The sequence below is a fragment of the Adlercreutzia mucosicola DSM 19490 genome (assembly GCF_000422625.1).
Lineage (GTDB): Bacteria > Actinomycetota > Coriobacteriia > Coriobacteriales > Eggerthellaceae > Adlercreutzia > Adlercreutzia mucosicola.
In genome coordinates this window covers 275,619-290,485 of the sequence record NZ_AUGK01000004.1, presented here as the reverse complement: position 1 = coordinate 290,485, position 14,867 = coordinate 275,619, and the positions used below count along the sequence as shown (strand labels likewise).

The window sequence follows — 14,867 nt, the reverse complement described above, 5'->3', positions numbered from 1 at the left end:
GTTTTGGGGCTTGAGTGGGAAAATTACGCGTGCCTCTGGTCAGCTGTGCCCGTGTATGGTATAAAAGACCTGCTGCGCAAACCTCTGCGCAGACATACTTTCGCATTTGAGAAAGTGGGCTTGTTCCCGCTTTCTTTTGTTGTTAGGGCCAGGTGCCCCGCGAAAGGCGGAAGCGAAGCGAGTGGCGGAAAAGGAGGGAAACGTGCTGACGGCCAAAGAGAAGGCGCTGCTTGAGGCCCTAATGCCCCAGGCGGCCGACGAGGGCGTCGAAATCGTCACGGTGGAGATCGTGGGCTCGAAGAAGGCCCCCACCATCCGCGTGTTCATCGACGCCGAGGGCGGCATCAGCTTCGATGAGCTGGCCCGCACCCAGGCGTGGATCGGCACGATGATGGACGAGCTGGACCCGTTCCCCGGCGCCTACATGCTGGAGGTGTCCTCGCCGGGCATCGACCGGCCCCTGCGCACGCCCGAGCACTTCAACCGCTTTGCCGGCGAGACGGTGAACATCAAGACCCGCGGCCCCATCGAGGGGCGCAGCTCGTTCACCGGTACCCTGGAGGGGTTCGCCGACGGCGCAGTGCGGCTGTCCGTGGACGAGCAGCCTGTGGCGATTCCATACGATGTTATCAAGAAGGCCCGCGTCAAGGGCACCGTTGACTTCAGCTCATAGGGAAAGGATCAAGGAAAGTGGCAAGTTCAGAACTGATCGAGGCATTGCAGGCGCTGGCCCATGAGCGCAAGATCGACGAGTTCTACCTCATCGAGCGCTTGGAGCAGTCGCTGGCCAAGAGCTACGAGCGCATTCTCGACTTGGAGTGGGACGCGCGCGTGACCATCGATCGCCAGACCGGCAAGATCTACGTGTACGAGCTGGTGCCCGTGGGCGAGCCCGATGAAGAGACCGGCGAGTACAGCGAGTTCGAGGAGCGCGACGTCACCCCCGACGACGTGAGCCGCATCGCTGCTCAGAACGCCAAGGGCGTCATTTCCTCGCTTGTGCGCGAGGCCGGCCGCCAGTCCATCTACGAGGAGTTCGCTGGGCGCGTGGGCGATCTCGTGACCGGCACCGTGCTCCAGGGCACGCCTGATTTCACCATCATCAAGATCCGCGACGGCGTGGAGGCCGAGCTGCCCCACTACGACGCCAAGCGCAACCCCGGGGAGCGCAACGAGCGCCCCGCCGGCGAGCACTACCGTCACAACCAGCGGCTGAAGGTGCTGATCATCGAGGTGCGCGACCCCAACGCTGAAGGCCCCCGCGCCCGCGGCGAGCAGGCCCGCCCGGCCATCGTGGTGTCTCGCACCCACCCCGACCTCATCCGCCGTCTCTTCGAGATCGAGGTGCCGGAAATCTACGAGGGCGTGGTGGAGATCAAGTCGGTGGCCCGCGAGCCCGGTGCCCGTTCCAAGGTGGCCGTGTTCTCCCGCGAGTCTAACCTCGATCCCGTGGGCGCCTGCGTGGGGCCGAAGGGCTCCCGCGTGCGCATGGTCGTTGAGGAGCTGCGCAACGAGCGCGTCGACGTGATCCAGTGGAGTCCCGACCCGGCGGTGTATGTGGCCAACGCCCTGTCGCCGGCGAAGGTGAACCGCGTCAGCATCGACGAGGACAACAACTACGCTACGGTCATCGTGCCCGACGACCAGCTGTCGCTGGCCATCGGCAAGGAAGGCCAGAATGCGCGCTTGGCCGCCCGCCTGACCGGCTGGCACATCGACATCAAGCCCGTGAGCTACGAGGGCGCCTCGCTCGTGGACGACGATCTGATCGACGAGGTGGAAGAGGACGGCGACTTCTGCGTGTTCGTCGGCGAGGACGGCACCCGCTGCCGCAACCACGCCCGCCCGAACAGCCAGTACTGCGGCGTCCACGCTTCCGAAGAGTAGGCCTACCAGCGAGGAAGCAGCACGACCGATGCCCGAACAGCAGACAACCAAGCGCCAGCGCACCTGCATTGGATGCGGTCTCACCCAGACCAAGGGCCGCCTTGCGCGCATCGTGCGCACCGATGGGGGCGCCGTCTTCGACCCGACGGGCCGGATGGCGGGCCGCGGGGCCTACGTCTGCTCGAGCACGTGTCTGGCCCAGGCCAGCAAGACCAGGAAACTTGAGCGCGCCCTGCGCTGCAAGGTAACCGACCAGGATTACGAGCGGCTTGGGCGCGAGATTGCTCTCGTCGAGGCACCGGGAAAGAATGAGGAGTGATTTATGGCCAGCATGAGAGTCCATGAATTGGCGAAGGAATTCGATATGTCGAGCGCGGATCTGCTCGACCGCCTGAAAGATATGAAGATCCCCGCGAAGTCTCACGCGAGCATGCTCAACGAGGCCTACGTGGACAAGATTCGCAAGAACCTCGAGCCGGAGATCCGCGCCCGTGCCGGCGCTCTGGCCGCCGAGGAGGCCGCGGCGCTCGCGGCCGAGCAGGAGGAGGCCGAGCGCAAGCGCGTGGAGGAGGAGGCCGCCCGCAAGGCCGCCCGCGAGAAGGAGCTGGCCGAGCGCGAAGCCGCCCGCGCCCAGCGCGTGAGCGCCAAGGCCGGCGAGACCGCCGACGAGACGCCCGCCGCGCCGCGCAAGGCGGCCCCGGCCCCCTCGGCCTTCGCCAGCTTGGAGCAGCAGATCGCCTCCGAGAAAGAGCGCGTGGAGCGCGAGCGCGAGGCCGCCCGCGCCCGCGCGCGCGCCGAGAAGGCCGCCGCCGAGGTGGCCAAGAAGCGCGCCGTGGAAGAGGCCCTGCGGCGCGGCCACAAGAAGCCCGCGAAGGCGACCGTTTCCGCGCCCGAGGCCCCCAAGGCCGCCCCGGCGCCGGTGGCAGCGCGGCCCAAGGCCAACTTCGACTCGCTGTTGTCGCAGATCGAGGCCGAGAAGCAGCGTATGGAGGCTCAGAAGAGCGCCGAGGCCGAGGCCCGTCGCAGTGGCGGCCGCGCCGGCGGCAAGAAGGGCAAGAAGGGCACGGGACATCAGGTGGTGCCCGAGCTGGAGGTCCAGCAGGCAGCGCCCGAGGACCGCTATGCCCAGATGGCCGTCCAGGCCGAGAAGCTCCAGCGCGACAAGGTGCTCGCCGAGGCCCGCGCCGCCGTGGCCGCCGCCACCACCCACGAGGGGGAGGGGCGCCGCAAGAAGCGCAAGGAGAAGCGCGAGGCCGAGGCCCGCGAGCGCGCCGAGGCCGAGGCCATCGAGCGCGGCCTTGACCCGTCGCTGGTGCTGGACGACTCGGTGGTGGAGATTCCCCAGGGCGCGACCGTGGCCAAGTTCGCCGAGCTGCTCGGCGTGCAGCCCAACGACGTCATCAAGCGCCTGTTCATGCTGGGCCAGGTGCTCACGCTCACCCAGTCGATGAACGACGAGACCATGGAGCTCATCGCCGACGACATGGGCCGCAAGGTGCGCGTCGTGTCGCCGGAGGAGGAGTACGCCGTGGTGTACAACGACTCCGAGGCCGACCTGAAGCCGCGCCCGCCGGTGGTCACCGTCATGGGGCACGTCGACCACGGCAAGACCTCGCTGCTGGACGCCATCCGCGACACCGGCGTGGTGGCCAGCGAGGCCGGCGGCATCACCCAGCACATCGGCGCTTCCGTGGTGAACATCGGCGATCGCCAGATCACCTTCATCGACACCCCGGGCCACGAGGCCTTCACCGCCATGCGCGCCCGCGGCGCCCAGGTCACCGACGTCATCGTGCTCGTGGTGGCCGCCGACGACGGCGTGATGCCCCAGACCATCGAGGCCATCAACCACGCCAAGGCGGCCGAGGTGCCCATCGTGGTGGCCGTGAACAAGATCGACAAGCCCGGCGCCAACCCCGACCGCGTGCGCCAGGAGCTCACCGAGTACGGCGTCATCCCCGAGGAGTGGGGCGGCTCCAACATGTTCGTGGAGGTGTCGGCCAAGAAGAAGCTGCACATCGACGATTTGCTGGAGACCATCATCCTCCAGGCCGACGTGCTGGAGCTGAAGGCCAACCCCGATGCCGAGGCCTCCGGCTTCGTCATCGAGGCGAACCTGGACAAGGGCCGCGGTCCTGTGGCCACGGTGCTCATCCAGCGCGGCACCCTGCACACGGGCGATGTGGTAGTGGCTGGCACGAGCTACGGCCGCGTGCGCGCCTTGGTGAACCCCCGCGGCGAGCATGTGGCCGAGGCCCGTCCCGCCGACCCGGTGGAGATCCTGGGCCTAAACTCGGTGCCCACTGCCGGTGATGAGTTCCGCGTGTTCGAGGACGAGCGCGATGCCCGCAAGCTGGCCGAGGAGCGCGCCCTGCGCGCCCGCCTAGCCGCCCAGGAGACCAAGAGCCACATGAGCCTGGACGACCTGTTCAGCCGCATCGAGGAGGGCAAGCAGACCGATCTGAACCTCATCGTGAAGGCGGATGTCCAGGGCTCCATCGAGGCTCTGCGCGACGCCTTCGATAAGATGGACCAGTCCGAGGTGCGCATCAACATCGTGCACTCGGCTGTGGGCGGCATCACCGAGACCGACGTCACCCTGGCCGCCGCCTCCGACGCCATCATCATCGGCTTTAACGTGCGCCCCACGGGCAAGTCCCGCGTCCAGGCCGAGAAGGAGAAGGTGGACATCCGCCTGTACCGCGTCATCTACCAGGCCATCGAGGATATCAACGCGGCCCGCGTGGGCCTGCTCTCGCCCGACATCGTGGAGGTGGACACCGGTATCGCCGAGGTGCGCGAGACCTTCAAGGTGCCGAAGGTGGGCACCATCGCCGGCTGCTACATCATCGAGGGCGAGATCAACCGCGACGACAAGGTGCGCATCGTGCGCGACGGCACGGTGATCTTCGAGGGCCATATGGCCAGCCTGCGCCGCTTCAAGGACGACGTGAAGAGCGTGAAGCAGGGCTACGAGTGCGGCATCGGCATCGAGAAGTTCCAGGACCTCAAGGTGGGCGACACCATCGAGGGCTATCAGGTCAAGGAGGTCGAGCGCACGGAGTAACTCCTTTCGTCGTTGCCGACGCAACGACGAAAGGGCCGCCGCTGCGGTTCCGACAGGCACCTGGCCTTGCCCCTTGTTTTCGCCCAAGCGTACCGAAGTACGCTTGGGCGAAAGGCAGGGCGATTCCGGGCACCTGTCGGAACCTCGCTAATGTTATGAGCGACCAGCGGCCTCAATCGGTCGAGGGCTGCCTACTCTTACGGTTTCGCATACGTTGGGCTGTCGGAGGGTGCGAAGACGGGGCTTTCCCTATACTTGAACTAATCTGTCCGCCACGACCTAAGGAGATGGCGTTATGAAGCAGAGTGCTTCCAACCGCAAGGTGAACGAGCAGGCCCGCGAGGTCATCGCGAGCATCCTTTTGTTCGACGTGTCCGATCCGCGCCTGCACCTGGTGACCATCACCGGCTGCGAGGTCAGCTACGACCGTTCCGCCTGCAACGTGTACTACACCACCGACCCCGAGCGCTACGCCGATGTGCAGGCCGCCTTCGAGCAGGCCGCCGGGCATATCCGCTCGCTCATGGCCAAGAAGCTGTCGTGGCGCGTGGCGCCCGAGCTGCGTTTCCATCTGGACAAGTCGGTGGACCAGGCCGAGGCCATCGGGGCCGCCCTGGCCTCCGAGCGCGAGCACCAGCAGCAGCGCATCGTGGAGGAGACCATCGGCGAGGATGGGGAGTTCTAGGCCCATGGCGGTGACCCCTCAGACCAATACGACCCTGGCTGCCATCGCAGATGCGCTGCGCGGCCGGGACCATTTCGTGATCTGCGGCCACGTGAGCCCCGACGGCGACTGCCTCAGCTCGCAGCTGGGGCTCGCCTGGGCTCTGCGCCAGATGGGGAAGTGCGTCGCCTGTGTGCTGGCCTGCGACGAGGAGCCGCCGCGCGATCTTACGTTTTTGCCCGGGGCCGAGCGCCTCGTGCCCGCCGCACGCTTCACGGGCCCCTGCGAGGTGTTCATCGCCGTGGACGTGCCCACCCCCGAGCGCCTGGGCGACGGCGCGGCGCTCATGGCCGCGGCCGATCTCACGGTGACCATCGATCACCACGCCGTGCCCCGGGCCATGAGCAATCTCAGCTACACCGATCCCGATGCCCCCTCCACGTCGCTGCTCATCTGGGAGCTGGCGGCGCTTCTGGGCGCCGATCGGGAGCGTCTTATCGCCACTTGCTGCTATACGGGCCTCGTGACCGATACGGGCCGCTTCCAGCACCAGAACGCGACGGCCGCGGCCTTCGCCGGCGCTGCCGAGATGGTGGCCGCCGGGGCCGAGCCGCCCCTGGTCGCGCGGTTCATCTTCCAGAGCCGCTCTCTGGCCTCGGTGCGGCTGGAGGGGCTCAACGTGGAGCATATGGCGCTGTCGGCCGACCACTCGTCCGCGCTGTCCTGGCTGTCCCTGGCCGACTTCGAGACATGCCGGGCCTGCAAGGCCGATGCCGAGCCCATGGTGGACGTGCTGCGCGCTATCGACGGCGTGGAAGTGGCCTGCATGCTGCGGGAGCAGCCCGGCGGCGAGGTCCGCGGTAGCCTGCGCGCCAAGGGCGATACCGACGTGGCCGCCATCGCCCGCTCCTTCGGCGGGGGAGGGCACACCGCCGCGGCCGGCTTCACGTTCACCGGTTCGCTGGCCGAGGCTGTGGATGCCCTGGCGGTGCGCCTCGGCATCGACGATCCCGTGCGCCCCGGCGAAGAGGGGCGCTAGATGGCCAAACGCGGTACCACCGATCTGTCCCTCATGATCGCCGTCGACAAGCCCACCGGCATGACCTCCCACGATGTGGTGAACCGCGTGCGCCGCATCTTCGGCGAGCGCCGCGTGGGTCATACCGGCACCTTGGACCCGCTGGCCTCGGGTGTGCTGCCCCTGTGCATCGGGCCGGCCACGCGCCTGGATAACTACCTGGTGGGCCATGACAAGTCCTACGTGGTGTCGGTCGTCTTCGGCGCCGCCACCGACACCGACGACTGCGACGGCGAGGTCATCCGCACCGGGGATGTGCCCGAAGAGGTGTTCGACCCCTTCTTCGCCACCACGTTCGTGGCGGGGCTCGTGGGGAAGTCCAAGCAGCTGCCGCCGGTGTACTCGGCCATTAAGGTGGCGGGCACCAAGGCCTGCGACGCGGCGCGCAAGGGCCGCATCATCGATCTGGCCCCGCGCGATATCGAGGTGTCCTCGGCCGAGCTTCTGGGCATCTGGGGCGCCGAGGGGGTCGAGCCGCCGCGGTGGGACATCGCCTTTGCCGTGTCGGCGGGCACCTACATCCGCGCCTTGGCCCGCGACATCGGCAACGCCCTGGGCTGCCCGTCCCACGTGGGGGCCCTGCGTCGCACGCGTGTGGGCTCCATCGGCCTGGACGAGTGCGTGAGCTTGGACGTGCTGGAGGAGATCGGCCAGCGCGCCGCCTTAGACCCCCTGCGCGCCCTCGGCTACCGCTTCGCCTACGTAGACGATGCCCTAGCCGCCCGGGTGCGCAACGGCAATGTGCTGGCCGCCGACGCCCTGGCGCTCTGCGAGCGGCGTTGCGCCGATGCGGCCTCGGAATTGTGCGCCTGCACCGCCGGGGTGCGCGAGAGCTGCGAGGCGCCGCGGCCCGACGAGGTCATCGCGCTGGTGCACGCCAATCGCGTGATCGCGCTCTACGAGTATCAGTTCGACAAGCATCGGTGGAAGCCCCGGTGCGTGTTCCCGATAGGAGTCATCCGTGGCTGCAGTGATCTATAGGAACGATCCCGCCTACGACGAGGCCTACTTGGCCGGGGCCTCCGTGGCCTTCGGCGTGTTCGACGGCGTGCACGAGGGGCACCGCTTCATTATCGGCGAGGCTGCCAATACGGCTCGCGAAGAGGGCGAGCGAAGCGCCGTCATCACCTTCGATATCGATCCCGACGAGATGTTCGCGGCCGACAAGCTGAAGAAGCTCATGACCAACGAGGCCCGCATCGCCAAGCTGGCCGAGCTGGACGTGGACGCCGTCGTGGCACTGCCGTTCTCCCGCGAGTTCGCCGCCCAGGCGCCGGCCGATTTTCTGGAGGTCTGCTTCGGCGGCGGCGTGCCCCGCCACATCCACATCGGCAGCGACTTCCGCTTCGGCAACCGCGCCGCGGGCAACGTGGAGGACCTGCGCGCTTGGGGCGCCGAGCGCGGCATGGAGGTGCACGGGCACGAGCTGGTGGCCGAGGGCGGTGTGCCGGTCACCTCGACGCGCATTCGCCACCTTCTGGGCGAAGGGCGCTCGCGGGAGGCCGCCGAGCTTTTGGGCCGCCCCTACGGGCTGTCGGGTACCGTGCGCGCGGGCCGCGGCGAGGGGCGCGACTTCGGCTTCGCCACGGCAAATCTGGAGGTGCCCGGCGATATGCTCGCCATCGGCGAGGGGGTGTACGCCTGCTACGCCGTCGTGGACGGCGCCCGCTACAAGGCCGCGGTGAACGTGGGCGTCCCCGCCACTTTCGCCGATGAGGCCAAAGAGAACATCGAGGTGCACATCCTCGACTTCAACGAGAACATCTACGGACAGCCCATCGAGGTGGAATTCATCGAGTGGCTGCGCCCCATGCGCAGCTTCGATTCCACCGAGGAGCTGATCGCCACCGTGATGGGCAACATCGCCTGGGTGCGCGAGAACCTGTAGGGCGCTTGCCGCCCTCCGCCTTTTGGAAAGGCAGCCGACAAAAGCGCGAGGGACACGCCGCTGAACTGTGTCTCGGTGCTGGCTTCCCGCCGCCGTTCGTCGCCGAGTCGTTCTGTACGGGCAACAACACCGTGCGCACCCGCATCCTGCATCTTTGCGGGGATATCGGCTACTGGACGCGACTTCTTTCAGTGCGGTCGAGGTCTCGAATGTGGAAAATCTGCTATTTCTCGTATATTGGTGCTGATACAGCATAGATCGTGATGAAAAAGCAGATATTCCACGTTTACATTGTCGGAAAAAGCAGGAATTCCATATTTGACCCACCTTTTTGTGAAACTGTATCTACGGATAACACTCTGACCAGGGGATATACGAACGCGTTTTTCGTCTCTTCGGAAGGAGGGGCCTGGCAATGTGGAATATCTGCTTTTCCGACTTTCAAATTTTGAAGACATGGCAAAAATGTCATAAAAGACAGGTATTCCACGTTGTGATGCAGATGCGCGATGCGCTAGGGGGCTGTGCCTCTGTTTCCGTTGCCGGCCAGATCCCTGGATCCTCCGAAGGGCCGGGCAGACGGGGACTACTCGGCACTGCTTCGTGGGCGAGCAGCTTGTCCATTCCAAGCGGAGTTTTTGTTGAAGAGCTGGTCATGCTGGACGATTTTGTAGTCGCGGAGCGCATCCGCGGCGGAGCCGGATTCTTCCTCACCGAACCAATGCCACTGGCCGTCGGCGGCACGGTAGCCGTTCAGATTGATGACGGGCAGCACGTCGCGCAGCTCGTCGAGGAAGCGGCTGCGAGGCGTTTCGGGCAGGCCGGCAGCCTCGCGCAGAAGCGCGCCCAAATAGTTCAGGCTCGTTACATCGGCGTTCTCAATCGACCTCAGACGGTTGCCGTACTGGGCCCGCGCGGCATTGTTGGCCCATACGAGGTAGGGGGTGCGGTAGCGCTGCTGCACCTCTTCGGCCGAGGCGTCGTTCACCGATTTGCCGTAGGTGCGCTCGAAGAGCCAGTCGGCGAAACCAGGCTGGTGGTCGCCGAAGAACACGAGCATTGTGGGTTCGTCCCGCCTGTTCAGTTCATCGACAAGCCAGCGCAAATCCTCGTCGGAGCGCTTGATGCAGCTGAGAAACTCGTCCACCTCTGGGCTGTCTACCGTGTTCGATCCCAGGTGCACGCGATCCGCCTCGGGCACGAGACCTGTGTCGTAGCCGCCATGGTTCTGAATGGTCACATCGAACACGAACTGGGGACCGTCTGCTTCGTCGATCTTGGCCAGGGCGCGCTCGTAGGTGACCTTGTCGGTCACCATGCCGCGGAAAGTGTCGGCCCCGCTCAAGGCAGTGATGTCATCGAAAGCGTCGAAACCGAGTTGGTCATAGATGCGGTCACGCCGCCAATTCGATGCCTCGGCCGGGTGAATGGCGTGGGTGCCGTAGCCCAGATCGCGGAAGTAGGAGGCCAGATTATCGGTGCCCGCCAGGTCGTAGAGCACATAGGGGTACACTCCGCCGCCCATATTGCCCATGGAGGCGCCGGTGAGGAACTCGAACTCGCTGTTGCAGGTGCCGCCGCCCATGGCCGAGGTGTACACGCTGCCCGCGGCCAGCGAATCGCTGGCCAGCTCGTGGAAGAACAGCGGTGAGGCGCCCTCGGCCTCGGCGAGTCCTGGATAGGTGGACAGGTCGGAGAAGGTCTCGTTCATGATGGCGATGACGTTGGGGCCGTCATAGGGCGCGCTGGACCCATGGGTGCCCTCAGCGCCATCGGGTGCGGGAGCCGCCCCGAGGATGGCCGTCAGCGCCTCATCGGAATAGCCCTCGGGAGTCTTCGGCGTCAGTTCTTGGGCGCGCGAGAGGAAGCACAGCACTGTGCCCTGGCTGCTGTAGGAGCCGCGCACGTCCCACACGTCCACCTTCACCTGGAAGGCGTCGCGGATATCCACGGCCTGGTAGGCCAGCCCTGTCGCAGCCGCCAGGGCCACGGCTGCGATGCAGTTGGCCGTCGCGGCGCGGCCGGTGACGGGACGCTTCGGGCACCATAGGGCCACTGCCACGCAGAAAGCCGCGAACAGTGCGATGCAGCCGATCAAGCGCGGCGTGAGGAAGAGTCCGTAGCCCCCGGCCACCGAGGCGGCCGTGGACAGGGCGAACAGGTCGGCCGGCACGACGGGCTGGCCCTTGAACTCGATGATGAAGAAGTTCACTACGCCGATGAGCAGGCAGAGGCCCACGAACACGGCGAGCGAGGCGCGACTGCGCTGGCCGAGCAGGAACACCACCGCGCCCAGCAGCCCCACGATGGCGAGGTTCGCCGCCAGGTGGCTCGCGCCCATGGTGGGAATGCCGTCGCTCCAGGGCAGTTCGATGAGCAGAAAGCCGAGCGCCACCGCGCCCGCGAAGAACGCCCCGCGCACCAAGGTGGCGCCGAGGCCCAGGGCCACGTCGCGCTTTTGGCTGGCGCGACGTCCCGTCGTCTGAGATGCTGTCAAGAAAACCCTCCCGATAACCGATGTTTCGGTACCACAAAGTACCACGGGTCCGCGCGGCCGCCCCCCGAACCACCCACTCTACGCAACAACTCCCCGCATCCCACGGAATTTCTCCAAGAAGATAAAGGACAGCCCCGGCGCGGAGGGGAGCGCTGGGGCCAAAGAGGGGGAGGCGCGCCGGGGGTTTAGTCGGTCGCACCGCAGACGTGCTCGGCGGCGATTCGCCCGCTCGAAGAGGAGGCGCTTGGGAACAAAATAACGATTATCAGAGTTGCGCGGGCGAATCTGTGGGATTGCGATGAAGCCGACCTGGGCTTTCTTCGTGTATCGGGGCCATTTGACTGCAAAATGTTCGCCTCGGGTTCTGAAAATCGTCATTTCGTTGCAATGGGAAGACCCTCTCTGCGTGGTTTCTGCTGTCGCGCTCGGAGGCGGCCGGCGCTCTGTGGGCGCCGGGGATGCACCTCTTCGTGCTCGGTTTCGGCACGGGGTTGGGGATGCAGCTGTTAGTGGTCGTGGTGCAGAATGAGTTTTCCGCGCCATGGCGGGAACGGCCGCGGCGGCCAACAACTTCTTGCGGCAGATCGGGGCCTCGGTGGACGCGGCGCTGGCGAGGGCGCCGTTTACCATGCGCCTTGCGTCCGATGTGGCGGCGTACATCTCCCGTATGGACAATCTACTCCTTGCCACGCTGACGCCCCCCGGGGGTGGATAAGCCGCCGCCAGCCGCGGCGGCGCGGAAGGGGGTCATCGGGCCGCCGCGGCCATGTAGATTGAGCGCCACCGCCGCCCGCGCGTTTCCCCGATCGGGCTGGCTCGGTATACTGGTGCCATGGAACAAGAGACGCAACAAGAGACACAACAAGAGAAAATCGCTCGCATCAAGCGCGAGCTGGAGGCGGTGCCCACGGTGCCCGGCGTGTATTTGTGGAAGGACGCGGCCGGCGAGGTCATCTACGTGGGCAAGGCCAAGCAGCTGCGCGCCCGCATGCGCCAGTACGTGAACTTCGCCGACGACCGCGCGAAGATTCCGCTTCTGGTGGAGTCCATTCACTCCTTCGACTATATCGTGGTGGACAACGAGCATGAGGCTCTCGTGCTGGAGAAGAACCTCATCAACCAGTATAGCCCGTTCTTCAACGCCGACTTCAAGGACAACAAGTCCTACCCGTTCATCGCCCTGACCAAGGGCGATGTGTTTCCGGCCATCAAGTACACCCGTGAGAAGCGGCGGCCCGACACCAAGTACTTCGGGCCCTTCACCGACGCGCGGGCCGCCCGCGAGATGGTTGATATCGCCCGACGCGTGGTGCCCCTGTGCGCGGCCTCCTGCGCCGACTGGCGCCAGCTGACCCGCGCCCTGGAGAAGGATCCGCTCGCCTTCTTGAAGCGCGAGGCGCGGCCCTGCTTCGACGCCCATGTGGGCCTGGGGCCGGGAGCCTGCTGCGGTCAGATCACGCCCGAGGCCTATGCCGATCACGTGCGCCGCATCGAGCGGTTCCTGGCTGGCAACCACCGCGAGTTCGTGGACGAGCTGGCCTCCGAGATGCGCGAGGCCGCCGAGGAGCTCGACTTCGAGCGGGCCGGCCGTTTGAAGGCGCGCATCGATACCATCAACTCCCTGGCCGACAAGCAGCATGCTGTGTCGTCGCGCGATCTGAACGCTGATGTCATCGGGTTCTTCCGCGAGGAGACCGTGGCCGGCGCGCACGTGCTCGTCATCCGCGAGGGGCACATCGTCATCTCCAACGAGTTCGTGCTGAACCGCGGCTCCGACGTGCCCGACCAGGACCTGCTGCGCAACTTCCTGTTCCGCTACTACGACACCACCACCTCGGTGCCGCGCGAGGTGATCGTGCGCACCCCTCCCGAGGATGCCGAGGCCATGGGGGAGTGGCTCACGGCCAAGCTGGATTCCGCCCACGGGGCCAAGGTGCGTTTCACGGCGCCCCAGAAAGGGGAGAAGGCCGATCTGGTGGCCATGGCCGAGACCAACGCGCGCCACGCCCTCATGCGCTACAAGGTGCGCACCAACTACGACGACAAGCGCATCAACAACGCGCTTCTGCAGCTGGAGAGCGCGCTGGCCTTAGACGCGCCGCCCATGCGCATCGAGTGCTTCGACATCTCCACCATCCACGGGTCCTACACCGTGGCCTCCATGGTGGTGTTCACCGGCGGCAAGCCGGACAAGAACCAGTACCGCCGCTTCAAGATAAAGACGCCGCTTTCCGAGGCCAACGACTTCCTCTCCATGCAGGAGGTGATGCGGCGGCGCTACGCGCCCGAGCGCATGGCCGACGAGCGCTTCGGAAGCAAGCCCGACCTCATCATCCTGGACGGCGGCAAGCCCCAGCTCACGGCGGCTTTGGCCATGTTCGAGGAGATGGGTATCGACGACATCGCCATCTGCGGTCTCGCGAAGCGCGACGAGGAGCTGTTCGTGCCCTGGCAGGACACGGGCCCCGTGGTGCTGCCGAGCGGCTCAGCCTCGCTGTATTTGGTGAAGCAGGTGCGCGACGAGGCTCACCGCTTCGCCATCACCTTCCACCGCGAGCTGCGCGGCAAGGGCATGACGGCGAGTATCTTGGACGAGGTGGCCGGCATGGGGCCGGTGCGCAAGAAGGCCCTGCTCAAGCACTTCAAGTCGTTCAAGCACCTCAAGAACGCCACGCTGGAGGAGATCAAGGCGGCGAAGGTGGTGCCCGAAGAGGTGGCCGAGGAGCTGGTGCGCGTGCTGGCGCAGTATAATGAGCGGAAGACGGAGCAGGAAGAGCGCCTCAACCAGGAGGCTGCGGAAGGGAGCGAAGATGGCCGAGGAATCAACTGAGATCGACCAGATGCCCGATTTCGTCATCGTGACCGGCATGTCCGGGGCGGGGCGCACCGAGGCGATGCACGTCTTCGAGGACTTGGGCTACTTCTGCGTGGACAACCTGCCCTCCAGCTTGCTGGGCAATCTGGTGCAGGTGAACGAGGAAACGGGCCGCGACGGCGAGCGCCGTCGTCTGGCCGTGGTATGCGACTCGCGCAACGGCGACTTCTTCGGTGATCTGGATGCCGAGCTGGCCGCCATGACCGAGCGCGGCATCTCCTACAAGACGCTGTTCTTGGACGCGGCCGATGACAAGCTCATCGCCCGCTACAAGTCGAGCCGCCGCCGGCACCCGCTGTGCACCGACGGCACCACCATCTGGCAGGGCATCCAGCGGGAGCGCCACCTGCTCATGGGCCTGCGCGACAAGGCCGATTTCGTCATCGACACCACCGACATGCTGCCCCAGAAGCTGCGCAGCACCATCCGGGGCCTGTTCTCCACGGGCAGCGAGCGCAAGGGCCTGGCCGTGACGGTGTACTCCTTCGGCTTCAAGCACGGCGCGCCCTACGATGCCGACCTGGTGATGGACGTGCGCTTCTTGCCGAATCCCTACTATGATCCCGAGCTGAGGCCCCTGACCGGTCTCGATGCCGCCGTGCGCGATTTCGTGCGCCTGCGCGAGGAGACCATCGAGTTCGAGCGGCGCTGGCACGATCTTCTGGACGTGGTGATGCCGGGGTATGTGGCCGAGGGCAAGCAACAGCTGGCCATCGGCGTGGGCTGCACCGGCGGCCAGCACCGCAGCGTCGCTTTGGCCGAGGCCACGGGCGACTACCTGAAGTCCAAGGGCTATCGGGTCAGCGTGGCCCATCGCGACCTGCGGCTGGCCGAGCGCGGCAAGGACGTGCTGGTAGAGAGCGACAACGTGCTGGACGAGCGTGCCGGCGCCCGAAAGGGCGCGTAGGGCC

General features: G+C 66.2%; 12 protein-coding genes. 11 read left to right on the top strand and 1 reads right to left on the bottom strand.

Features of this window, described 5'->3' with window-relative positions:
• The first annotated feature begins 202 nt into the window (after positions 1–202).
• The 8 genes from G503_RS0102875 (at position 203) to ribF (ending at position 8,584) form a co-directional block, all read left to right on the top strand.
• Positions 203–673 carry a ribosome maturation factor RimP gene (locus G503_RS0102875; RefSeq protein WP_028026404.1) on the top strand — a complete coding sequence of 157 codons (471 nt, stop codon included), beginning with the start codon at positions 203–205 and terminating at the stop codon, positions 671–673.
• 17 nt (positions 674–690) lie between these two features.
• Positions 691–1,887 carry a transcription termination factor NusA gene (gene nusA, locus G503_RS0102870; protein WP_028026403.1) on the top strand — a complete coding sequence of 399 codons (1,197 nt, stop codon included), beginning with the start codon at positions 691–693 and terminating at the stop codon, positions 1,885–1,887.
• Positions 1,888–1,915: 28 nt separating this feature from the next.
• Complete coding sequence (locus tag G503_RS0102865) at positions 1,916–2,206, top strand: YlxR family protein (protein WP_028026402.1); 291 nt, start codon at positions 1,916–1,918, stop codon at positions 2,204–2,206.
• Between the two features lie 3 nt (positions 2,207–2,209).
• Positions 2,210–4,954, top strand: coding sequence for a translation initiation factor IF-2 (gene infB, locus G503_RS0102860; protein WP_028026401.1), 2,745 nt, complete (start codon positions 2,210–2,212; stop codon positions 4,952–4,954).
• 295 nt (positions 4,955–5,249) lie between these two features.
• Positions 5,250–5,639: a 30S ribosome-binding factor RbfA gene (rbfA, locus tag G503_RS0102855; protein ID WP_028026400.1), complete on the top strand. Its 390-nt coding sequence runs from the start codon at positions 5,250–5,252 to the stop codon at positions 5,637–5,639.
• 4 nt (positions 5,640–5,643) lie between these two features.
• Positions 5,644–6,657: a DHH family phosphoesterase gene (locus G503_RS0102850; RefSeq protein WP_028026399.1), complete on the top strand. Its 1,014-nt coding sequence runs from the start codon at positions 5,644–5,646 to the stop codon at positions 6,655–6,657.
• Positions 6,658–7,677 carry a tRNA pseudouridine(55) synthase TruB gene (gene truB / locus G503_RS0102845; protein ID WP_028026398.1) on the top strand — a complete coding sequence of 340 codons (1,020 nt, stop codon included), beginning with the start codon at positions 6,658–6,660 and terminating at the stop codon, positions 7,675–7,677.
• Positions 7,658–8,584: a riboflavin biosynthesis protein RibF gene (gene ribF, locus G503_RS0102840; protein WP_028026397.1), complete on the top strand. Its 927-nt coding sequence runs from the start codon at positions 7,658–7,660 to the stop codon at positions 8,582–8,584. Before truB ends, ribF begins: the two co-directional genes overlap by 20 nt.
• Before the next feature lie 586 nt (positions 8,585–9,170).
• Here ribF and G503_RS13310 read toward each other — a convergent pair.
• Positions 9,171–11,081, bottom strand: a complete 1,911-nt coding sequence (locus G503_RS13310) for an LTA synthase family protein (RefSeq protein ID WP_156891887.1) — start codon at positions 11,079–11,081, stop codon at positions 9,171–9,173.
• A gap of 541 nt (positions 11,082–11,622) precedes the next feature.
• On the opposite strand from G503_RS13310, the gene G503_RS16235 reads away from it, so the two are divergent.
• The 3 genes from G503_RS16235 (at position 11,623) to rapZ (ending at position 14,863) form a co-directional block, all read left to right on the top strand.
• Positions 11,623–11,796 (top strand): hypothetical protein, encoded by a 174-nt coding sequence (locus tag G503_RS16235; RefSeq protein WP_156891886.1) that lies wholly within the window; start codon positions 11,623–11,625, stop codon positions 11,794–11,796.
• 117 nt (positions 11,797–11,913) lie between these two features.
• Positions 11,914–13,911, top strand: a complete 1,998-nt coding sequence (gene uvrC, locus G503_RS0102825) for an excinuclease ABC subunit UvrC (protein ID WP_028026396.1) — start codon at positions 11,914–11,916, stop codon at positions 13,909–13,911.
• Positions 13,892–14,863, top strand: coding sequence for an RNase adapter RapZ (rapZ, locus tag G503_RS0102820; protein ID WP_028026395.1), 972 nt, complete (start codon positions 13,892–13,894; stop codon positions 14,861–14,863). The genes uvrC and rapZ overlap by 20 nt, the downstream gene beginning before the upstream one ends.
• Positions 14,864–14,867: the final 4 nt, after the last annotated feature.